Annotated in this window: 20 protein-coding genes and 5 tRNA genes; 4 read left to right on the top strand and 21 right to left on the bottom strand. The window is 39.7% G+C overall.

Features of this window, described 5'->3' with window-relative positions:
• The first annotated feature begins 22 nt into the window (after positions 1 to 22).
• Positions 23 to 673 carry an IS1096 element passenger TnpR family protein gene (locus HDC92_RS10375; protein WP_012781019.1) on the top strand — a complete coding sequence of 217 codons (651 nt, stop codon included), beginning with the start codon at positions 23 to 25 and terminating at the stop codon, positions 671 to 673.
• Positions 673 to 1,590: a tRNA (adenosine(37)-N6)-dimethylallyltransferase MiaA gene (miaA, locus tag HDC92_RS10370; protein ID WP_183874266.1), complete on the top strand. Its 918-nt coding sequence runs from the start codon at positions 673 to 675 to the stop codon at positions 1,588 to 1,590. Before HDC92_RS10375 ends, miaA begins: the two co-directional genes overlap by 1 nt.
• Here the strand turns inward: miaA and HDC92_RS10365 are convergent.
• The 18 genes from HDC92_RS10365 to rpsU all read right to left on the bottom strand — a co-directional run bounded on the left by HDC92_RS10365 (position 1,587) and on the right by rpsU (position 16,938).
• Complete coding sequence (locus HDC92_RS10365) at positions 1,587 to 1,901, bottom strand: DUF3467 domain-containing protein (protein ID WP_012781017.1); 315 nt, start codon at positions 1,899 to 1,901, stop codon at positions 1,587 to 1,589. The two genes, miaA and HDC92_RS10365, sit on opposite strands and share 4 nt — an antisense overlap.
• Positions 1,902 to 1,992: 91 nt before the next feature.
• Positions 1,993 to 6,279 carry a DNA-directed RNA polymerase subunit beta' gene (gene rpoC / locus HDC92_RS10360; protein WP_012781016.1) on the bottom strand — a complete coding sequence of 1,429 codons (4,287 nt, stop codon included), beginning with the start codon at positions 6,277 to 6,279 and terminating at the stop codon, positions 1,993 to 1,995.
• Positions 6,280 to 6,371: 92 nt separating this feature from the next.
• Complete coding sequence (rpoB, locus tag HDC92_RS10355) at positions 6,372 to 10,175, bottom strand: DNA-directed RNA polymerase subunit beta (protein ID WP_012781015.1); 3,804 nt, start codon at positions 10,173 to 10,175, stop codon at positions 6,372 to 6,374.
• Between the two features lie 154 nt (positions 10,176 to 10,329).
• Entirely contained in the window at positions 10,330 to 10,704 is a 375-nt protein-coding gene (gene rplL / locus HDC92_RS10350) for a 50S ribosomal protein L7/L12 (RefSeq protein ID WP_008243131.1), read from the bottom strand.
• A 62-nt stretch (positions 10,705 to 10,766) separates the two neighbouring features.
• Entirely contained in the window at positions 10,767 to 11,288 is a 522-nt protein-coding gene (gene rplJ / locus HDC92_RS10345; protein WP_183874264.1) for a 50S ribosomal protein L10, read from the bottom strand.
• Between the two features lie 2 nt (positions 11,289 to 11,290).
• Positions 11,291 to 11,989 carry a 50S ribosomal protein L1 gene (rplA, locus tag HDC92_RS10340; protein ID WP_012781013.1) on the bottom strand — a complete coding sequence of 233 codons (699 nt, stop codon included), beginning with the start codon at positions 11,987 to 11,989 and terminating at the stop codon, positions 11,291 to 11,293.
• Between the two features lie 23 nt (positions 11,990 to 12,012).
• Entirely contained in the window at positions 12,013 to 12,456 is a 444-nt protein-coding gene (gene rplK / locus HDC92_RS10335) for a 50S ribosomal protein L11 (protein ID WP_008243137.1), read from the bottom strand.
• Between the two features lie 64 nt (positions 12,457 to 12,520).
• Positions 12,521 to 13,063, bottom strand: coding sequence for a transcription termination/antitermination protein NusG (gene nusG, locus HDC92_RS10330; RefSeq protein WP_012781012.1), 543 nt, complete (start codon positions 13,061 to 13,063; stop codon positions 12,521 to 12,523).
• Between the two features lie 9 nt (positions 13,064 to 13,072).
• A complete protein-coding gene (secE, locus tag HDC92_RS10325) occupies positions 13,073 to 13,270 on the bottom strand; it encodes a preprotein translocase subunit SecE (RefSeq protein WP_012781011.1) in 198 nt (65 codons plus the stop codon).
• A 13-nt stretch (positions 13,271 to 13,283) separates the two neighbouring features.
• A tRNA-Trp gene (locus HDC92_RS10320) sits at positions 13,284 to 13,354 on the bottom strand.
• Between the two features lie 112 nt (positions 13,355 to 13,466).
• A complete protein-coding gene (gene tuf / locus HDC92_RS10315) occupies positions 13,467 to 14,654 on the bottom strand; it encodes an elongation factor Tu (protein WP_012781010.1) in 1,188 nt (395 codons plus the stop codon).
• Between the two features lie 121 nt (positions 14,655 to 14,775).
• A tRNA-Thr gene (locus tag HDC92_RS10310) sits at positions 14,776 to 14,847 on the bottom strand.
• A 42-nt stretch (positions 14,848 to 14,889) separates the two neighbouring features.
• Positions 14,890 to 14,962, bottom strand: a tRNA-Gly gene (locus tag HDC92_RS10305).
• Positions 14,963 to 14,972: 10 nt separating this feature from the next.
• Positions 14,973 to 15,055: transfer RNA gene (locus HDC92_RS10300), tRNA-Tyr, on the bottom strand.
• A gap of 37 nt (positions 15,056 to 15,092) precedes the next feature.
• A tRNA-Thr gene (locus HDC92_RS10295) sits at positions 15,093 to 15,165 on the bottom strand.
• Between the two features lie 207 nt (positions 15,166 to 15,372).
• Entirely contained in the window at positions 15,373 to 15,720 is a 348-nt protein-coding gene (gene hpf, locus HDC92_RS10290; protein ID WP_012781009.1) for a ribosome hibernation-promoting factor, HPF/YfiA family, read from the bottom strand.
• Positions 15,721 to 15,734: 14 nt separating this feature from the next.
• A complete protein-coding gene (locus HDC92_RS10285) occupies positions 15,735 to 16,619 on the bottom strand; it encodes a tyrosine-type recombinase/integrase (protein ID WP_012781008.1) in 885 nt (294 codons plus the stop codon).
• Positions 16,620 to 16,743: 124 nt separating this feature from the next.
• Positions 16,744 to 16,938 (bottom strand): 30S ribosomal protein S21, encoded by a 195-nt coding sequence (gene rpsU, locus HDC92_RS10280; RefSeq protein WP_012781007.1) that lies wholly within the window; start codon positions 16,936 to 16,938, stop codon positions 16,744 to 16,746.
• 153 nt (positions 16,939 to 17,091) lie between these two features.
• Between rpsU and HDC92_RS10275 the strand changes: the two genes are divergently transcribed.
• Positions 17,092 to 17,463: a hypothetical protein gene (locus HDC92_RS10275; RefSeq protein WP_012781006.1), complete on the top strand. Its 372-nt coding sequence runs from the start codon at positions 17,092 to 17,094 to the stop codon at positions 17,461 to 17,463.
• Positions 17,464 to 17,537: 74 nt separating this feature from the next.
• On the opposite strand, the gene HDC92_RS10270 is transcribed toward HDC92_RS10275, so the two are convergent.
• The 3 genes from HDC92_RS10270 to HDC92_RS10260 all read right to left on the bottom strand — a co-directional run bounded on the left by HDC92_RS10270 (position 17,538) and on the right by HDC92_RS10260 (position 20,353).
• The gene (locus HDC92_RS10270; RefSeq protein ID WP_012781005.1) at positions 17,538 to 18,710 is read right to left on the bottom strand and encodes an acyl-CoA dehydrogenase family protein; all 1,173 of its coding nucleotides are present in this window, start codon (positions 18,708 to 18,710) and stop codon (positions 17,538 to 17,540) included.
• Between the two features lie 213 nt (positions 18,711 to 18,923).
• On the bottom strand, positions 18,924 to 19,451 hold the full coding sequence (locus HDC92_RS10265; RefSeq protein WP_183874262.1) for an adenine phosphoribosyltransferase: 528 nt from the start codon (positions 19,449 to 19,451) through the stop codon (positions 18,924 to 18,926).
• A 2-nt stretch (positions 19,452 to 19,453) separates the two neighbouring features.
• Positions 19,454 to 20,353, bottom strand: a complete 900-nt coding sequence (locus HDC92_RS10260) for a ComEA family DNA-binding protein (protein ID WP_183874260.1) — start codon at positions 20,351 to 20,353, stop codon at positions 19,454 to 19,456.
• 167 nt (positions 20,354 to 20,520) lie between these two features.
• On the opposite strand from HDC92_RS10260, the gene HDC92_RS10255 reads away from it, so the two are divergent.
• Positions 20,521 to 22,272 carry a lysophospholipid acyltransferase family protein gene (locus HDC92_RS10255; protein ID WP_012781002.1) on the top strand — a complete coding sequence of 584 codons (1,752 nt, stop codon included), beginning with the start codon at positions 20,521 to 20,523 and terminating at the stop codon, positions 22,270 to 22,272.
• Positions 22,273 to 22,361 lie beyond the last annotated feature (89 nt).

Below are 22,361 nucleotides of genomic sequence, written 5' to 3'. Positions count from 1 at the left end.
TATACCTAGAAAAGAGGCTCAAATGGCAATTTATAGATTTAGAATAAGTTTCGAAGATTTCGATGAAGTAGTAAGGGAAATAGATATCAAATCAACCCAAACATTTGAAGATTTACACAAGGCAGTTCATCGTTCAACCGGATATTCCGCTGAAAAATCTTCTTCATTCTTTGTAAGTACAGACAATTGGATAAAAGGTGATGAGATTGCCTATCTGCCGGTTCAACGCAAAATAGATAGGGGCGTTGCATTAATGGAAAACTCTAAATTGAATAAATTTATTGAAGATCCTCATCAGAAATTCTATTATATCTATAATTTCGATCGCCCCTTTGATTTCCATGTAGAACTGATTAAGATCATCTTGGAAACAGATCCGAATATCGAATATCCTTTTTTAGTAAAAAGTACAGGTGAAGCACCTAAAATAATCGACAAAAATAATACTGGTGCTATTGCAGTATCGGCAAACCCGGTGTCTACAGAGTTTGATTTCCTTAACGAAATGGATTTTGTACCGGAAGATACTGAAGAACTTGAAGCAATGGGCGGGAGAGGTATCAATGCAGAAGAAAAAGCTGATGATGATACCGATGAAGAAGCTGATGATAGCGATGAATTCTCCGAAAATGACAATTACGAAGACGAAGAATACAAAGAAGAGGATTATTAATGCCAGCGATGGCACAAAATAAAACATTAATTGTAATTGTTGGCCCTACAGGAATAGGAAAAACTGCGCTGGCCATTTCCCTGGCCAGGCATTTTTCCACTGAAATTATATCGGCCGATTCGAGACAATTTTTTAAAGAGATGGAAATTGGCACAGCTAAACCTTCAGCCGAAGAACTTAGTGCAGCACCCCATCATTTTATCAATTCCCATAGTATAAAAACCTTTTTCAGTACTGGTGATTTTGAGGTACAGGCAATTGAGCTCATCAGTCAGTTATTTAAAGAACATGATTTGTTGATCATGGTAGGAGGCTCTGGTCTTTATATTGATGCCGTATGTAAAGGACTGGATGATTTGCCTGAAACCGACCTCAACATCAGGGAACAACTGAACCAGCAATTGGCAGCAGAAGGCCTGGAATCTATAAAAAAAATGCTGAGCGAAGCCGATCCTGAATACTATCAGAAAGTCGACCAGTCAAACCCCCAGCGTATCATCAGGGGCCTGGAATTTTACCTGTCAACAGGGACAAAACTATCTGCCCATCTCACCAACAGTAAAAAAGTCAGACCTTTTAACATCATAAAGATCGGTTTGAATATGGAGCGTTCCGAACTTTATCAGCGGATCAACCAACGTGTAGATCAGATGATGGAAATGGGTCTCCTGGATGAAGTGAAAAGTTTACTGCCGTACAGAAAATATAATGCACTCCACACAGTTGGTTATACTGAACTGTTCTCCTACCTGGATGGTGAAATCACTTTACAGCAAGCTATAGACCATATCAAACAAAATACACGCCGGTTTGCTAAACGACAGCTCACCTGGTTTAGAAGAGATGACAGCACTGCCTGGTTTCAACCCGGACAGGGTGCTGCCGTCATCAAATATATCATAGAAAATAAAAATTAAGCCTGGGCAGTGGGCCCACCAAAATTCATTGGAAAACCTGGGGGCTCTTCCTGCGTTTTTATCCTTCCATTTACTGCTTCATATTTTTCAATATTGTCCTGCATCGCTGCTACCAGCCGTTTCGCATGCTCCGGTGTAAGTATAATCCTTGATTTTACCCTGGCCTTGGGTACACCAGGCATTACCCTGATAAAATCAAGTACAAACTCTGTATTAGAGTGTGTAATGATAGCCAGATTAGAGAATATACCTTCTGCGATTTCCTCAGAAAGCTCAATATTCAGTTGATTGTCGTTATTTTGTTCTTCCATAAAGCAAACTTAGATAAAATTTTAGTATTGGGTTTCAAAAAAAATCCCCCGGCTTTTAAAGCCGGGGGATTTAGAAAAATGTATTTGATAATTAAGCTTCTATTTCTTCTTGTTTTGAAGCTAATAATTTATCGTATTCTTCCTGAGAACCTACAATAATACGCTCATATCCACGTACACCAGTACCTGAAGGAATCAAGTGTCCAACAATTACGTTTTCTTTCAATCCAAGCATGTTATCACGTTTACCGGCAATTGCAGCTTCGTTTAGCACTTTTGTAGTTTCCTGGAACGATGCAGCAGAGATAAATGATTTAGTACCTAATGAAGCACGTGTAATACCTTGCAGCATAGAACTCGCAGTTGCAGGTCTTGCATCACGAACCTCTATTTGTTTCAGATCTTTACGTTTCAATTGAGAATTTTCATCTCTTAATTTACGTAATGAAATGATCTGACCAGGTTTTACAGTATTGGAATCACCAGCCTCAACCACAACTTTTTTGTCGTAGATCTCATCATTCTCAACCATAAAGTCCCAACGGTCAACAGAGTTATTCTCTAAGAAACTGGTATCTCCCGGATCTTCGATATGAACTTTCTGCATCATCTGGTGTACAATTACCTCAAAGTGTTTATCGTTAATCTTCACACCCTGTAAACGGTAAACTTCCTGAATACCATTTACTAAGTATTCCTGTACAGCTGCCGGACCTTTAATGGCCAGGATATCAGCAGGAGAAATTGAACCATCTGATAAAGGCATGCCTGCTTTAACAAAGTCATTATCCTGTACCAGGATATGTTTAGACAATGGAACCAGGTATTTTTTAACCTCTCCATCTTTAGATTCAATGGTCATCTCACGATTACCACGCTTCACACCGCCCAAAGTTACCACACCATCAATCTCTGTTACTACAGCTGGATTAGATGGGTTACGTGCTTCGAACAATTCTGTTACACGCGGTAAACCACCTGTAATATCCCTTGTTTTTCCGGTTGCACGAGGTATCTTAACTAAAATCTGACCGGTTTGAACCATCTCACCTTCATCAATCGCAATGTGTGCACCAACAGGAATGTTATATCCTCTGATCAGTTCACCTTTTTTATCTACAACTCTTACAGAAGGGTTCTTCGTTTTATCACGGGTATCGATAATTACTTTTTCACGGTGACCAGTTTGCTCATCTGATTCCTCACGGAAGGTTACCCCTTCAACAATGGCATCAAATTCAATCTTACCAGCAAATTCCGAGATAATAACCGCATTGTATGGATCCCATGAACAAATCCTGTCACCTTTGGCGATTTTTGCTCCATCCTCAACGTACAAGAACGAACCATAAGGAATATTATTGGTCATGATCACTTTACCTGTTCCCGGCTCAACAATTTTAAACTCACCTGAACGGCCAAGTACAATTTGTGTATCGCCTTCTTCAGTTTTAGTAGCTACCGTACGAACGTTCTCAAATTCGATGATACCATCAAACTTGGCAATAATCTGAGATTCCGCAGCAATGTTAGATGCAGTACCCCCAACGTGGAAAGTACGTAAGGTTAACTGCGTACCTGGCTCACCGATCGACTGTGCAGCAATTACACCTACAGCTTCACCTTTCTGAACACGTTTACCAGTTGCAAGGTTACGCCCGTAGCACAGTGCACAAACTCCCCTTTGGTTTTCGCAGGTCAGTACCGAACGAATCTCAATACCTTCCAACGGCGATTCTTCAATTTCTTTCGCAATTTCCTCAGTTACATCCTGTCCTGCACCAACTAATAATTTTCCATCTAAAGGATTGAATACATCATGTAGAGAAATACGACCTAAAATTCTGTCATATAATGGTTCTACAATGTCTTCATTATCTTTCAATGCAGTAGTATACATACCCCTCAATGTACCGCAATCCTCAGAATTAACGATCATATCCTGGGCTACATCATGTAAACGACGTGTTAAGTAACCAGCGTCGGCAGTTTTTAAAGCGGTATCAGCTAAACCTTTACGCGCACCGTGGGTAGAAATAAAGTATTCCAATACTGACAATCCTTCTTTAAAGTTAGATAAGATTGGGTTTTCGATAATTTCACCACCTGAACCTGATTTTTGGGGCTTAGCCATCAAACCACGCATACCGCATAGCTGACGAATCTGTTCTTTCGAACCACGAGCCCCTGAATCCAACATCATATATACCGAGTTGAAACCTTGATTGTCGCTCGATAACTGGTTCATCACGAATGAGGTTAAACGATTGTTGATACGTGTCCAGATGTCAATAATCTGATTGTAACGTTCGTTATTGGTAATGAATCCCATGTTATAGTTATTCCTTACCTCATCAACTTCTGCAGAAGCTTGCTCCAATAAAGCCTGTTTCTCTACAGGGATATTTACGTCCTGTAAGTTAAATGATAAACCACCTCTGAATGCCATTTGGAAACCTAGTTCCTTAATATCATCAAGGAATCTTGATGCACGTGCCATACCGGTAATCTTAACTACCTCACCGATAATATCCCTTAAAGATTTTTTCGTTAGCAATTCATTGATATAGCCTACTTCTTCCGGTACCATCTGGTTAAACAATACACGTCCTACAGTAGTTTCAATCAGTTTATTTGCAATCGTGCCATCTTCCAGTTTCACATTTACCTTAACTTTGATAAATGCATGAAGATCAACACGCTTTTCATTATAAGCAATGATTACCTCTTCCGGAGAATAGAAAGAGAAATCCTGTCCTTTAACAATACGGGATGCATCAGTTCTGCGGCCCTTGGTAATGTAATAAAGCCCCAAAACCATATCCTGGGAAGGTACAGTAATCGGTGTACCGTTTGCAGGGTTCAGGATATTGTGTGCAGCAAGCATCAATACCTGTGCTTCTAAAATTGCGGCATGTCCCAATGGTAAGTGTACCGCCATCTGGTCACCGTCAAAATCCGCATTAAAAGCTGTACACACTAATGGGTGTAACTGGATCGCCTTACCTTCAACCAGTTTAGGCTGGAAAGACTGGATACCTAGCCTGTGCAAAGTAGGAGCACGGTTAAGCAATACAGGGTGTCCTTTTAAAACGTTTTCCAGAATATCCCAAACTAAAGGATCTTTTCTGTCTACTATTTTCTTTGCAGATTTCACTGTTTTAACAATACCCCTTTCTATCATCTTACGGATGATAAATGGTTTGAACAGCTCAGCTGCCATATCTTTAGGCAAACCACATTCGTGTAATTTAAGGTTAGGACCTACAACAATTACCGAACGGGCCGAATAATCCACACGTTTACCCAATAAGTTCTGACGGAAACGACCTTGTTTACCTTTCAAAATATCTGACAGGGACTTCAAAGCACGGTTACCTTCAGTTTTTACCGCATTAACCTTACGTGAATTATCGAATAACGAATCTACAGCTTCCTGTAACATACGTTTCTCGTTACGTAAAATAACTTCCGGAGCCTTGATCTCGATCAAACGCTTCAAACGATTGTTCCGGATGATCACACGACGGTATAGATCATTCAAATCCGACGTCGCGAAACGACCACCTTCCAATGGTACCAATGGACGCAATTCCGGTGGAATAACCGGAACGATCTTGATGATCATCCACTCAGGGTTATTCTCGATCCGCGTTTTTGAACCACGGAAAGCCTCAACAACCTGTAAGCGTTTTAAAGCTTCATTTTTACGTTGCTGAGAAGTTTCGTTTGCAGCCTGGTGACGAAGATTGTACGATAAACTATCTAAATCAATGCGTTTTAATAAATCCTCTAATGCTTCAGCGCCCATTTTAGCGATGAACTTATTGGGATCCTTATCATCCAGATATTGGTTTTCTTTAGGTAACTTATCCAGAATATCCAGGTACTCCTCTTCAGTTAAGAAATCCATATACTGAATACCTTCCTCTGCCATGAAACCAGGCTGGATTACCACGTAACGCTCGTAGTAAATGATCAGATCCAGTCTTTTTGTTGGCAAGCCTAATAAGTATCCGATTTTATTTGGTAATGAACGGAAGTACCAGATATGCGCAACAGGAACCACCAGATTGATGTGTCCCATACGTTCTCTACGTACTTTCTTTTCCGTTACCTCAACACCACAACGGTCACAAACAATACCCTTATAACGAATACGTTTATATTTACCGCAATGACATTCGTAATCTTTTACCGGACCAAAAATACGCTCACAAAACAAACCATCACGTTCAGGTTTGTAAGTACGGTAATTAATAGTCTCAGGTTTCAACACCTCACCACTTGAACGCTCTAAGATAGCTTCCGGTGATGCCAAACTAATGGTAATCGAGGTGAAATTGCTTTTTAATTTATTATCCTTTTTGTAAGACATAGCTCTTTTGTTTTAGCAGCCAGTAGTTAGTAGTTAGTAGTTAGATCAGCTAAATGCCTATTTCTAAATACCAACTACTTCATACTAAATACTTAGTCTAACGTAATATCTAAACCTAATCCACGTAACTCATGTACCAATACATTAAATGATTCCGGTACACCTGGAGTAGGAAGGTTCTCGCCTTTTACAATCGCTTCATAGGTTTTGGCCCTTCCGATCACATCATCCGACTTAACGGTTAAGATCTCTTGCAGGATATTGGCCGCACCAAATGCTTCCAATGCCCAAACCTCCATCTCACCAAAACGCTGACCACCAAACTGGGCTTTACCACCCAATGGCTGCTGTGTAATCAATGAGTATGGTCCGATTGAACGGGCGTGCATCTTATCATCAACCATGTGCCCCAATTTCAACATGTAGATGATACCTACAGTTGTTGGCTGGTCAAATTTCTCACCCGTTAAACCATTATGTAAATAAGTTCTGCCCGAAGCAGGTACTCCCGCCTTAGCGATCCAATCCTCTACTTCGTCATGTTTGGCACCATCAAAAATCGGAGTAGCAAATTTTACACCCAATTCTTTACCTGCCCATGCCAGTACAGTTTCATAGATCTGACCTAAGTTCATACGTGAAGGTACACCCAGTGGGTTCAACACAATATCAACAGGTGTTCCGTCTTCAAGGAATGGCATATCTTCATCACGAACAATACGGGCTACAATACCCTTGTTACCGTGACGTCCGGCCATCTTATCCCCTACTTTTAACTTACGTTTCTTGGCAACATAAACCTTGGCCATCTGTACAATACCAGATGGAAGTTCATCACCAACACTAATGGCAAATTTATCACGTTTGTAAGCACCCAGCTCCTCGTTTACACGAATACCGTAGTTGTGCAACAACATTTTGATCTGCTCATTCTTGTCGTCATCAGTAGTCCATTTGTATGGATTGATGTGTGCGTATTCAAGGTCTGATAAGCTTTTCTGCGTAAATTTCGCACCTTTAGGGAACAATAGCTCTTTATAAACATTGTATACCCCCTGCGACGTTTTACCGTTCACAATCTGGAACAATTTATCTACAAGCTCATTCTTAAGGTTTAAAACAGCCAGATCATATTTCTTATCTAGTTTTTCTATTGCAGATTTTTCTTCTGCTTTAGTAGTTTTCTTAGCTCTTGAGAACAATTTGGTATCAATTACCACACCCCTGATAGATGGAGGGGTTTTCAAAGATGCATCTTTAACATCTCCTGCCTTATCTCCAAATATAGCACGCAACAACTTCTCTTCCGGTGAAGGATCAGATTCTCCCTTAGGGGTAATCTTGCCAATAAGGATATCACCTTCTTTCACTTCAGCACCGATACGGATGATACCGTTCTCGTCAAGATCCTTAGTTGCTTCCTCAGAAACGTTAGGAATATCTGGAGTCAATTCCTCTTCCCCACGTTTGGTATCGCGTACTTCCAGCTCAAACTCTTCGATGTGTAAAGAAGTAAAGATATCTTCACGGACAATACGCTCACTGATTACAATCGCATCCTCAAAGTTATATCCCTGCCAAGGCATGAAAGCAACTTTTAAGTTTCTTCCCAATGCCAACTCACCATTTTCAGTAGCATAACCTTCACACAACACCTGTCCTTTTACAACCTTCTGGCCTTTTTTAACAATTGGCTTTAAATTGATACAGGTATTCTGATTGGTTTTTTTGAATTTGATTAACTTATAGGTTTTACTGTCACCTTCAAAAGAAACTAAACGATCACTGTCATTACGCACATATTTAATGGTGATCTCATTTGCATCAACGTATTCCACCACACCGTCACCCTCAGCGTTAATCAGCGTTCTTGAATCGCGGGCTACCCGACCTTCCAAACCTGTACCAACGATAGGAGCCTCAGGACGTAACAATGGTACGGCCTGACGTTGCATGTTCGATCCCATCAAGGCCCTGTTCGCATCATCATGCTCAAGGAAAGGAATCAAGGAAGCTGCAATTGAAGTAATCTGATTCGGCGCCACGTCCATTAAGTCCAGTTTCTCTGGCTCAATAACCGGGAAGTCACCCTCATAACGTGCTTTTACACGTGAAGTGGTGAAATTACCTTTATCATCATAAGCTGCATTTGCCTGCGCAATGGTTTTACCATCTTCATCCTCAGCAGATAAGTAAATCACCGGTTCATCAACCGAAACAATACCGTTCTCTACTTTCTTATAAGGAGTTTCAATGAAACCTAAATTATTGATCTTCGCATGAACACACAAAGAAGAAATCAAACCAATGTTTGGTCCCTCTGGCGTTTCAATTGTACACAAACGGCCATAGTGCGTATAGTGAACGTCACGTACCTCGAAACCTGCACGCTCACGCGACAGACCACCCGGGCCTAAGGCCGACAAACGACGTTTGTGCGTAATCTCTGCCAAAGGATTCGTCTGGTCCATGAACTGTGACAACTGGTTTGTACCAAAAAATGAATTGATCACCGATGATAAAGTACGGGCATTGATCAGATCAGTTGGTGTAAATACCTCGTTATCTCGGATGTTCATACGCTCACGGATGGTTCTTGCCATACGTGCCAGACCAACACCAAACTGAGCGTACAATTGCTCACCTACTGTACGAACACGACGGTTCGACAAGTGATCAATATCATCCACCTCTTCTTTAGAGTTGATCAGTTTGATCAGGTACTTAACAATGGCAATGATATCAGCCTTCGTTAAAACTTTTACATGATCGGGAGTATCCATTTTCAACTTACGGTTAATGCGGTACCTGCCCACATCACCCAAGTCATAACGTTTATCCGAAAAGAACAAACGCTCAATGATACCTCTTGCAGTTTCCTCATCAGGTGGTTCTGCATTACGCAAAGCACGATAGATGTTTTCAACAGCCTCTTTTTCTGAGTTAGATGTATCCTTTTGTAAAGTATTATATATAATGGTATAATCAGCCTGGCTAGCACCATCATCCTTAGATAAGATGATCGTCTTCACACCAGCATCAATGATCATATCAATGTGGTCGTCTTCCAATACAGTATCCCTGTCTAAGATCACTTCATTACGATCTATTGAAACTACCTCACCAGTATCTTCATCTACAAAATCCTCTACCCACTTCCTCAATACTCTTGCTGCAAGCTTACGCCCGATATATTTTTTCAAGCCGGATTTGCTGACCTTTACCTCATCGGCAAGATCGAACAGCTCCAGAATGTCCTTATCAGAATCGTAACCAATAGCACGCAATAAGGTGGTAACCGGGAACTTTTTCTTACGATCAATGTAAGCATACATCACGTTGTTTACGTCTGTAGCAAACTCGATCCATGAACCTTTAAAAGGAATTACACGGGCTGAGTACAATTTAGTTCCATTTGTGTGGCGGCTTTGGCCGAAGAACACACCTGGCGACCTGTGCAATTGTGAAACAATTACACGCTCTGCTCCGTTAATCACAAATGTACCTTTTGGGGTCATATAAGGTATGGTCCCTAAATACACATCCTGAATAATGGTTTCAAAATCTTCGTGCTCAGCATCATTACACGAAAGCTTTAATTTAGCTTTCAACGGAACACTATAAGTTAACCCACGGTCAATACACTCAGGTATATCATAACGCGGCGGGTCAATAAAATAATCAAGGAATTCCAAAACAAAGATGTTTCTGGAATCTGTGATTGGAAAATTTTCAGCAAATACCTTAAATAAACCCTCTGTATGACGGTTATCCGAAGTGGTTTCTATCTGAAAAAATTCTCTGAATGATTGCAACTGCACATCTAGAAAATCCGGGTAATCTATAATATGCTTACTACGTGCAAAATTTACTCTTTGGTCGACTTTATTTGCCAATGGACTAAAGTTAATTTACTTTAAGAATAAACTATTTGTTTGATTTGCCGTTAAATGCATCTCATCAATCAAACTAAATGAAATGTTTATAAACAGGTATAGACTCCGACTATATAGTCGGAGTCTATGTTTAAGTTATATTAAAATTAAGCTATTACTTAATTTCAACTACTGCTCCAGCTTCTTCTAATTGTTTTTTCAAAGCTTCAGCTTCGTCTTTAGCAACACCAGCTTTTAATTCTTTTGGTGCACCATCAACTAAATCTTTAGCTTCTTTTAAACCTAAACCAGTTAGGTCTTTTACCAATTTAACAACTGCTAACTTCTGACCACCAGCTTCTTTCAAAATTACATCGAAAGTAGATTTTTCTTCAGCTGCAGGAGCAGCATCACCAGCAGGACCTGCAACAGCAACTGCAGCAGCAGCTGGTTCAATACCATACTCGTCTTTTAAGATTTGAGCTAATTCGTTAACTTCTTTAACTGTTAAGTTTACCAATTGCTCAGCAAACGCTTTTAAATCTGCCATTTTTATAGATTTTTAAAAATTTACGTAAAAATAATTATTTAATATGAACTTTTAAGGTGTCCTTAACCTTCTCTCTCTTGAAGAGTTTTAACAATTCCTGCAATTTTGCTACCACCAGACTGTAATGCCGATATAACGTCTTTAGCTGGCGACTGTAGTAATCCAATGATATCTCCAATAAGCTCTTCTCTTGATTTCAGGCTTACTAAAGTATCTAACTGGTTGTCACCGATAAATACTGTCGAATCGATATAAGCTGCTTTAAGCACAGGTTTATCAGAACCTTTCCTCAACGCTTTGATCAGCTTAGCAGGACCATTGCCTACTGTTGAGAATAATAAGGCTGACTGACCTTTAAGTGCCACGAAAATCTCTGATGCATCGCCTTCCAATCCTTCAATCGCTTTTCTGATCAAAGTATTTTTTGCAACCTGCATTTCAATCCCGCTTTCAAAACATTTACGACGGATACTGTTTACTTTCTCAACAGATAAGCTCGATGTATCAGCAATATAAAAATTGCCAAACTCCTGCATCTTCACTTGAAGCGCAGAAACTAATTCGTGTTTTTCTTCTCTGTTCATAATTAGATCCCCGCTACTGATTTAGTTTCGATTGCAATCCCAGGACTCATAGTTGAAGAAACATGAATGCTCTTAAAATAAGTTCCTTTTGCAGCAGATGGTTTTAGCTTAGAAATTACCTGAAGTACTTCTAATGCATTTTCATATATTTTTTCTGCCGGGAATGATACTTTTCCTACTGAAGCGTGTATAATACCACTTTTGTCAACTTTAAAATCAATCTTACCGCCTTTTACATCAGTAACTGCTTTACCAACTTCATTGGTTACAGTACCTGATTTTGGGTTTGGCATAAGGTTACGTGGACCCAAAACTCGGCCCAGTTTCCCTACTTTTGCCATACAAGCAGGAGTAGTGATAATAATGTCAACATCAGTCCATCCACCTTCAATCTTAGCTACATATTCGTCTAAACCTACAAAATCTGCACCTGCTGCTTTAGCCTCTTCTTCCTTATCAGGAGTACAAAGAACTAATACACGTACAGTTTTACCTGTACCGTGCGGTAAAGTAGCGATACCACGAACCATTTGATTCGCTTTACGCGGATCTACACCTAAAGCTACATCGATATCAACCGATGCATCAAATTTAGTTGTAGTAATCTCTTTTACCAAAGCAGCCGCATCCTTTAAAGAATACGTTTTACCAGATTCTAGTTTAGCATGTGCCTTTTTTTGATTTTTTGTTAATTTAGCCACTGTTGTAAACTGTTTTTTGTTAATTAATTTGTCCAAGGTGCATCACCGCTAACGGTGATTCCCATACTGCGTGCTGTACCGGCAACCATACTCATTGCCGATTCGATAGTAAATGCATTTAAATCAGTCATTTTATCTTCAGCAATTGACTTAACCTGATCCCAAGTCACCGAACCAACTTTCTTACGGTTGGGCTCAGCAGAACCACTCTGTAATTTAGTAGCATCCTTTAACTGGATAGCAACCGGAGGGGTTTTGATGATAAATTCGAAAGACTTGTCAGCATAAACAGTAATTACAACTGGTAATACTTTACCGGGCTTATCTTGGGTACGAGCATTGAACTGTTTGCAAAACTCCATGATATTCACCCCTTTAGCACCCAATGCAGGTCCTACCGGCGGCGATGGATTTGCAGCTCCACCCTTGATCTGTAATTTAACAAGCGCACTGACTTCTTTTGCCATTTTCTGTTTTGTTAATAGTAATACTCAATGTTATAATGTTGGAAGCATGTAACATTTAAGGTCTTTATTCTTTTTCTACCTGCATATAGTTAAGTTCCAGCGGAGTTTTCCTTCCAAAAATCTTAACCATAACTTTTAATTTTTTCTTCTCTTCATTAACCTCTTCAATAACGCCGGTAAAACCATTAAATGGTCCATCCATAACCTTAACGTTCTCTCCAACATAATAAGCAACATTCATGGTTTCACCTTGCTGGCTCATCTCATCAACTTTACCTAAAATACGGTTAACTTCCGCCTGGCGCATAGGAACCGGATTTCCGCCCTTATCCCCTAAAAAGCCAATCACACTATTAATATTCTTAATAATGTGTTCCAATTCTCCATCTAAAATAGCTTCTATCAAAACATAACCCGGATAAAAGTTGCGCTCTTTGGCAATCTTTTTCCCGTCCTTCATCTGATAGTATTTTTCCATCGGTATCAGTACCTGAGGTACCAGATGAGAAAAACCTAAACGACTGATTTCAGAATCTATATACTGTTTTACTTTCTTCTCTTTACCGCTAACAGCTCTAACTACATACCATTTCAACTGACCGTCCATCTAGCTATATTAATTAGAAAGTGATTTATAAAAAGTATCCAACACAAAAGTAGACCCTTTATCCATTGCAAATACAACACATGCAATGATTAACGAAGCTACCAAAACCAGCACTGCAGAATTTTGCAATTCTCCCCATGTAGGCCAGGTAACCTTCTGGGTCATTTCCTCGTATGATTCTTTAATAAATTGAACTACTTTAGCCATAATTATTTTTTTGCACGGGAACAAGGATTCGAACCCTGATCAAAGGTTTTGGAGACCTCTATTCTACCATTGAACTATTCCCGTGTGTATTAAATTCTTATTTTAAGAATCAGAACTTTTTTTAGAACAAAGTACTCAGGCAATCAAAGCCCAAGTACTTTGCTTTATCATCTCTATTTCCCTAAGGAGATATTGACTATTTCAAAATTTCAGTTACCTGACCGGCACCTACTGTTCTACCACCCTCACGGATAGCGAAACGCAGACCTTTTTCCATTGCAATAGCGTTGATCAATTTAACAGTGATCGTAACGTTATCACCTGGCATAACCATTTCAGTTCCTTCAGCCAGTGAAATCTCACCAGTTACGTCTGTAGTACGGAAATAGAATTGCGGACGGTATTTATTAAAGAATGGAGTGTGACGTCCACCTTCTGCTTTCGACAATACATAGATCTCAGCTTTGAAATCAGTGTGCGGATTTACCGAACCTGGTTTACAGATAACCATACCACGACGGATATCAGTTTTCTCAATACCACGTAATAATAAACCTACGTTATCACCAGCCTCACCATAATCAAGGATCTTACGGAACATCTCAACACCTGTTACAGTTGATTTAAGATTTTCAGCACCCATACCCAGGATCTCAACAGGATCTCCAGAGTTGATTACACCGCGCTCAATACGACCAGTTGCAACAGTACCACGACCAGTGATCGAGAATACGTCCTCAACAGGCATTAAGAATGGAAGGTCTGTCAAACGCGGAGGAATTGGAATATAGCTATCTACAGCGTCCATTAATTCCATGATTTTAGCAACCCATTTTGGATCTCCGTTCAAGCCACCTAGAGCCGAACCTTGAATAACAGGAATATCATCACCAGGGAATTCATAGAAAGATAACAATTCACGAATTTCCATCTCTACTAATTCTAGTAACTCAGGATCATCAACCATATCCACTTTGTTCATGAATACAACCAATGAAGGTACACCTACCTGACGAGCCAAAAGGATGTGCTCGCGAGTTTGTGGCATCGGACCATCTGTAGCCGCTACAACGATGATAGCTCCATCCATTTGCGCAGCACCAGTAACCATGTTTTTCACATAATCCGCGTGACCTGGACAGTCAACGTGTGCATAGTGACGGTTAGCCGTTGAATATTCAACGTGTGCTGTATTAATGGTGATACCTCTTTCTTTTTCCTCTGGAGCAGAGTCAATAGAATCAAATGAACGCGCCTCAGATAAACCAGCATCAGATAACACTTTAGTGATAGCTGCTGTTAAGGTTGTTTTACCGTGGTCAACGTGACCGATTGTGCCGATGTTTAAGTGCGGCTTGCTGCGGTCAAACTTTTCTTTTGCCATGTTTTTATACTTATTAGTAGGTTAACTTTTTATTTATTATTTGTTTTGATACTATTTCAACACGAAAAACCTTGTTCAGCTGCTGTCTATAAACAGATTCACAAAGCATCTCTTTTTTTTGAGCCAAAGATGGGACTTGAACCCACGACCTCTTCCTTACCAAGGAAGTGCTCTACCGCTGAGCTACTTCGGCTTTTTATTCTTAGCTGCAATCTGCCCAGCTTTTTCCATTTTGAGCGGAAGACGAGGTTCGAACTCGCGACCTATAGCTTGGAAGGCTATCGCTCTACCAACTGAGCTACTTCCGCTTCTTTATTGTGGGGAGAGAAGGATTCGAACCTTCGAAGTCTTGCGACAACAGAGTTACAGTCTGTCCCATTTGGCCACTCTGGTATCTCCCCATTTTAATTATCGCATATTCCTATACTATATTAAAAGAGCCTCCTATCGGGATCGAACCAATGACCTACTGATTACAAGTCAGTTGCTCTACCAGCTGAGCTAAGGAGGCTTATATTATCCACTGCGTCAATTTAAGCAATGTATTCTACAATATTAATCTTTCACAGAACATTCCCTTTTTCTTACCAGGGCAACGCCCTCTCTGAAATGGAATGCAAATCTACAAGAATTTATATACTACACAAAATTATTTTCAAAAAAAAACTGGCAGAAGTAAATCTGCCAGTTTCATATTAAAAAGCTTGAAAATATGTATCTAATAATCAGACACTTCATTCTCATTCAAAAGCACCTTGTGCTCACTCAGCTTAATTCTTGTCTTATCTTTATGTTTGGTTATTTGTTTTCTCAAGGATTCTATCGCCAAATCCGTCGCTTCTTCGAACGACTTACACTGCTCTTTCGCAAACATCGTACCCCCAGGAACAATCAGTTTGATCTCACTGATCTTATTGGCCTCATCTTCTACGTTCTCTAATTTTAAATACACTTCACCACTGATAATCTGATCAAAGAACTGATCTAACTTATCCACTTTTTTCTGAATAAAATCTAATAACTTCTGGTCTGCATTGAAATGGATCGATTGAACTGTAATTTTCATATTTTCCTCCTTTTTTACGCCTTTGGATGGGCCTGTTTATATATTGTTTTTAATCTTTCTACTGAATTGTGCGTATAAACCTGCGTTGCCGCTAAGCTTGCATGTCCCAATAATTCTTTAATGGCATTCAAATCGGCCCCTCTGTTCAATAAACTAGTGGCATAAGAATGGCGCAACACGTGGGGACTTTTTTTATCTTGTGTCGAAACATAAGTCAAATAACGCTGCACAGTTCTGTATATCAGTTTAGGGTAAGCAGCAGCTCCTTTATCAGTAACGAATAACATGGTCGTTTTGTTATCAAAATTTTGTAATGTTTTAAGTTCCATGTAAACCCTGAACTGTTCCCTAAGCGTTTTACCTATTGGAACGATCCTCTCCTTACTTCTTTTCCCCATCACTCTGATCGTAGATTCATAAAAATTAATATCTGTTTCCTTTAACGAGAGCAGTTCGGCCAAACGGATCCCGGTACCAAATAAAGTTTCTATAACCGTTTTATCGCGCAGTGAAGGAAAGCTACCATCAAAAAATTCTTCTGAATCCAGCAGCAGGTCAAGTTTACCTTCATCCACAAATACAGGTAATCTCTTAGGTACCTTTGGTGCCTTAACAAGCGCCATTGGATTTGAGGACAATACATTTTCGCGCAACAGATACTTATAAAAACTGCGTAGGGCAGATAGCTTCCGGCCCACAGAATTCTCAGAAATTTCATCTTCCATCAGTGCAACAATAAAATTTCTTATATGCACATACTTCACCTCAGTTAAGGGCAGTTCAAAAGTTTGCTGCATAAAATCAGTAAACTGTAGCAGATCTGTTTGATAAGACTGGATGGTATGTGAAGAATATCTCTTCTCGTGCTGAAGGTAGGTCAGAAAATGCTCAACAGTCATAGAAACGCTTAGTAATGCTCGTTAAGTGAATATACAAAACAATAATTTAATAAGCGTTTTTTTAAAGTAAAAAAAAAGCCACCTAAATCCGGCGGCCTTTTAATATTATATAAACCATTCAGAACTAGATCGTTCCTTCAAGTTGCATGTTTTGCTTGTAAATGGCGTGTTTCACCTGTGTACGACGTGCTACAGATTTTTTCTCATAAGCTTGGCGGCTACGTAATTCTCTTAACACCCCTGTTTTTTCAAATTTCTTTTTGAAACGTTTTAACGCCTTATCTAATGATTCGCCGTCTTTAATATTAATAATGATCATAACGTAAAATACCTCCTCTCGTTGTTTTTAGGACTGCAAAGATAAAGCTTTTATACGATAATCAAAACAATAAATTCATTTTAATTAATAACCATCCATCATCTTATAACTATATTATTTATATATCTTTATAAAACGTCAATTTGTTTAGCTATGAAATCTAAAAAAACACTGTTCATTGTACTCGGCATAGTTTTCCTGATCTTAGCAGGCTTTCTGTATTACCGGTACTATTTTGTATTTGGAGAAGGCGTAAAAGCCGGTCAACTCAATTATGTAGTAAAAAAAGGCTATATGTTTAAAACTTATGAAGGCAAGCTTATCCAAAGTGGATTCCGCACCGGACAACCTGGAGCCATCCAGTCCAATGAGTTTGAATTTTCTGTTGCAGATAAGGCCGTTGCCGAAAAAATGATGTTAAACAGCGGAAAAGTATTCGAACTGCATTATAAAGAATATGTAAGCAGCTTACCCTGGAGAGGATATAGCCCCTTTGTGGTCGACAGCATCATTTCAGTAAAATAAAAAAGGATAAATCCGGCGTGTAAAATAGCCGGATGTACCCTTTTTATACGAATCAGCATAATGCAAATGGAATACTAGTCTTTCAGTACTTCCCGTGCAATTACAATTTTCTGAATCTCTGAGGTTCCCTCTCCTATTGTGCACAATTTGCTGTCGCGATAAAACTTCTCAACAGGAAAATCTTTGGTATACCCATAGCCCCCAAAAATCTGAACTGCTTCAGTAGCGCATCTTACGGCAACTTCCGAGGCGAAATATTTAGCCATTGCCGATTCCTTCGTCATCTGCAGTCCTCTGTTCTTTAAATCGGCCGCCTGTCTGATCAACAGCTCCGCAGCCTCAATCTCAGTGGCCATATCTGCCAGCTTAAAGCTAATCCCCTGAAAACTGGCTATAGGCTGTCCAAACTGATGACGTTCTTTTGCGTATGCAACTGCAGCCTCATAAGCACCTTTGGCAATACCTAAAGACAATGCAGCTATCGAAATCCTGCCACCATCCAATACTTTCATCGCCTGTTTAAAGCCTTCACCAACTTTCCCCAAAAGATTTGCTGCCGGAACCCTGCAATTGTCAAATATCATTTCCGTCGTTTCTGAGGCTCTCATGCCAAGTTTATTCTCTTTTTTACCTGCCGAAAAACCAGGTGTACCACGTTCTACAACAATAGCAGAAATTCCTTTTGAATCACCTTTTTCACCGGTACGGACCATTACCACAGCCACATCACCTGTTTTACCATGCGTAATCCAGTTTTTAGCGCCATTAATTACATATTCATCACCATCAGATACGGCAGTAGTCATCATCCTTAAAGCATCCGATCCGGTATTTGCTTCTGTTAATCCCCAGGCCCCTATCCATTCTGCAGTTGCCAGCTTAGGCAACCATTTTTGTTTTTGCTGCTCATTGGCAAAAGCCAGGATATGACCTGTGCACAAAGAATTATGTGCGGCTACAGATAAACCTATGGAACCACAAACTTTTGCTACCTCTACAATAACATCTACATATTCCTGGTAGCCGAACCCCGAACCGCCGTAGCTTTCCGGAACCAATACACCCATCAGTCCAAGTTCACCAAGCTTTTTAAAAACTTCAACAGGAAAATATTGTGCTTCGTCCCATTCCATCAGTTTTGGTCTGATATTTTTTTCGGCAAAATCTTTTACCATGCCCCTGATCATCTCCTGATTTTCTGAGATACTAAAGTTGTATCCTACAGAACCATCCATCATTTCTAACATATCTTATTGTTTGAATCCAGGCAATTATAAACAAATAAAACCAGAGCATCACCAGTCAAAAATTCGCTAAAAGATAGAACGAAATGGTATTTAGTCCATTAACCTTACCCTGTCATTTTAGACAAAATAAATACAGCCAAAAAAGATTTTTATTATTTTTTTTCCCCGGCGGGTAGTAACGGCTGATACTGCACAAAAGTGAGAGAAGCTTTTTTAATAGGAAGCCAGCGAAAAGATCTGCCTGGTATAGGGCTCCAGCCGCAGCCTTCCATTTAAAAAGTCAAGCGCGATGATAAAAGAATAACCGGTCACTTCTGCACCCAGCTGCATGACCAGTTTAGATGCCGCCACAACAGTACCCCCGGTAGCCAGCAGATCATCATGGATCAATACTTTTTGCCCTTTCAACAGGGCATCTTCATGAACCTCAATCGTTGCCTTGCCGTATTCCAGGTCGTAAGATTGCTGCACGGTTTTATAAGGCAGCTTTCCCACTTTACGTATCGGCACAAAAGGCACATTTAACAGCTGCGCCAGCGCAGGCCCAAACAAGAAACCCCGGCTTTCAATACCGGCAACCACATCTATTTCAACCCCCTTAAGCTGTTCCGCCAGTGCCCTTGTAATGTTTATACACAAAGCCGGATCCTTTAATATCGGAGTAATGTCCTTAAAAACGATTCCAGGTTTCGGAAAATCGATCACATCCCGTACAGTAGCTTTTATTTTTGTTTCGATCATGGTTAAAATTCAAGATAAGGTGCCAAACGGTTTATTGTTTCCTGGTTCATAATGACAACTTTATATAAGTCTGCAATATTACTATAATTTCCATGTTGTTTTCTATATTGTATCAATGCATTCACCTGTTTATATCTTATATAAGGATGGTTTTTGAAATCATCAAACAGGGCTGCATTGACATTTATCTTTTTAAGCCTGCCGGCATCAACCTTTATCTGCCCTTTAATCTCCTCATACTTTACAGAATCCAGACCAAATACCTCCATCAGCTGTTCCTTTTTATAAAATCCACCCAGGCGTTCCCGGTATTTCACAATCCGGTTGGCAAAGCTCATCCCAATCCCTTTTATTTTATCCAGTTCAATAGTATCGGCCCCGTTTATCTCCACAACAATATCAGGTTTTACAAACTTAGTTTTCAAATTAAATTTTCCCGGATGATCAGGTACTTCCGCGGCTACAATCTTTACATAAGGAATCAGTTTTGCATATAAAGCATCATTTATGGTATACATTTTTTGCAGATCTTCTACTTTCCTGAACTTCCCACCCTTATCCCTGTATTTTAAAATTGCCCTGGCCTGTCCAGGCGACAGGCCAAACTTTTCCCAACCGGCCTGCCCAATGGTATTCGGATCAAAAACAAACAGACTGTGTTTCTTTTTTGCCGGGTATCTAAAATATTTCTTGTCATAGCCCTTGTACGCCGGCTTTTCTTTCTCGGCTGCCAAAAGTTTCAGTACAGCCAGCTGTTCCTCCTCAGTAAAGGTTTCCTCCCCCCTTATCCATCCATAAGTGTATGGCCACAGCATCACCAGAAAAATAAGCGATATCAACACCATCAGCCCATTAAATTCCCGTCTTGTAAAATCAAAGTAAAGGTTTAGCCATTTCATCATCTTTGCAACCTGATTAACTATAGCTAATCTAACCAGATAATTTAACACCCTCCACAGCTTCCGGCATTTTATACTGTTATTTCCAGGTTATTTTTAGCTTGTCATGATCTTTAAAAATATAAATCTTATTTTTGAAATTGCTTTACGATTCATTAATCAAAATTTAAATGAAGATCATAACTACCAAAGAGTTTGCAAAAGCCACAAAGATAGATAAATTAGGTGTACCAGGCTTGGCAGCTCTGCTCATGGAGATGATGAAATTAAACGACATCAACAAAGTTTTTTCTCAGAATGAACATTTTAACGGACTTGAATTTGTCGACAAAATATTAGAAACTATTGGTGTAAGTATCGATTTTGATGAAGATGACCTTAAAAATATACCAAAAACCGGAGGCTTTATAGCCATTGCCAACCACCCTTATGGTGGTGTTGAGGGACTTGCTTTAGTAAAACTACTTTGTACAGTCAGACCAGAAGCCAAGGTTATGGTCAACTTCATTCTAAAAAAGATCCCCAATCTGAGTGAGTTCTTTGTTGCGGTCAATCCCTTCGAAAACGTGCAGCACACTTCCAGCATCAGCGGGTTAAAAGCAACGTTCGACCTGTTACAGAGTGGCACACCCATTGGCATCTTCCCCGCAGGCGAAGTTTCTACTTTTAGCCTGGATAAACAGGAAATTACCGACAGGTTATGGCATCCTGTAGTGGGTAAACTGATTGCCCGGGCAAAAGTGCCTGTAATACCCATCTATTTTCATGGCAACAATGGGGTATTGTTTAATATATTAAGTTTTATACACCCCACCTTAAGAACAGCAAAACTACCTTCTGAATTTTTAAACAAACAGGGACTTAAAATAAAGGTCAGAATTGGCAAACCTATAAATATAGAAGACATCTCTTACCATAAAAATACGAATAAGCTGCTCGATTTTTTACGTGCGCGTACTTATGCATTGGGTACCGGACTGGAAGAAGAAAAAAAACTGTTCAACCCCATCAACCTGTTTAAAATCAAGAAAAAACCAGAGCCTATTATTGAGGAAACAGACCGAAACTTAATTGTTAACGAAATTGAAGAGCTGGAAGGTTTCAGGGTATGGCAGGAAAAAAATTATGAGGTATATATTGCACCTACAGTAGCCATACCTAACGTTTTAAGGGAAATTGGCCGCCTCAGGGAAATCACCTTCAGGGAGGTTGGTGAGGGTACCAATAAAAAAATAGATCTCGACAATTACGATATCTATTACCACCATTTATTTATATGGGACAAAGAGCTGCAGAATATTGTTGGGGCTTACCGCATTGGTAAGGGAGATGAGATCCTAAACACCATGGGCAGAAGAGGTTTTTATCTTTCTGAGCTTTTTAAAATTAAAGAGCCTTTTTATCCCTTGCTAAGAAAAGGCATAGAACTCGGACGCTCCTGGATCCGTAAAGAATACCAGCAAAAGCCACTTCCCTTGTTCTTATTGTGGAAAGGCATTTTAAAGTACCTGCTGGATAACCCCCAATACCGGTACATGTTCGGGCCGGTTAGCATCAGCAACAACTTTTCCAAGTTCTCTAAATCGCTGATCGTTGATTATATCACTAAAAACCACTTTGATTACGAACTGGCCCATTACGTAAAACCAAAGAACAAATTTAAGGCCGACCTGTCCGCCATTGATAAGGACCTGCTGATTGAAAGCAGTGAATCTTTAAAAGATCTTGACAGCCTGATCTCTGATATTGAAAACTCTCACATCAAAATTCCGGTACTGTTAAGGCAGTACATGAACCTGAATGCCAAGATTATTTGCTTCAATATAGACCCTAAGTTTTCCGATTGCCTGGATGGCTTTCTGGTAGTCGATATGCAGAATATCCCAGCCGAAATGCTGGAGAAGATCGGAAAGAATTTTTAAACAAAAAAGCCACGACATCCATCGTGGCTTTTTTTGTATCAACTAAACCTAAACTTTATAAATACTAACCAAATATTTATATCACAAAA

Origin of the sequence: Pedobacter sp. AK017 (assembly GCF_014200825.1) — a bacterium.
Classification (GTDB): Bacteria; Bacteroidota; Bacteroidia; order Sphingobacteriales; family Sphingobacteriaceae; genus Pedobacter; species Pedobacter heparinus.
This window is presented reverse-complemented; position numbering and strand designations above follow the sequence as displayed.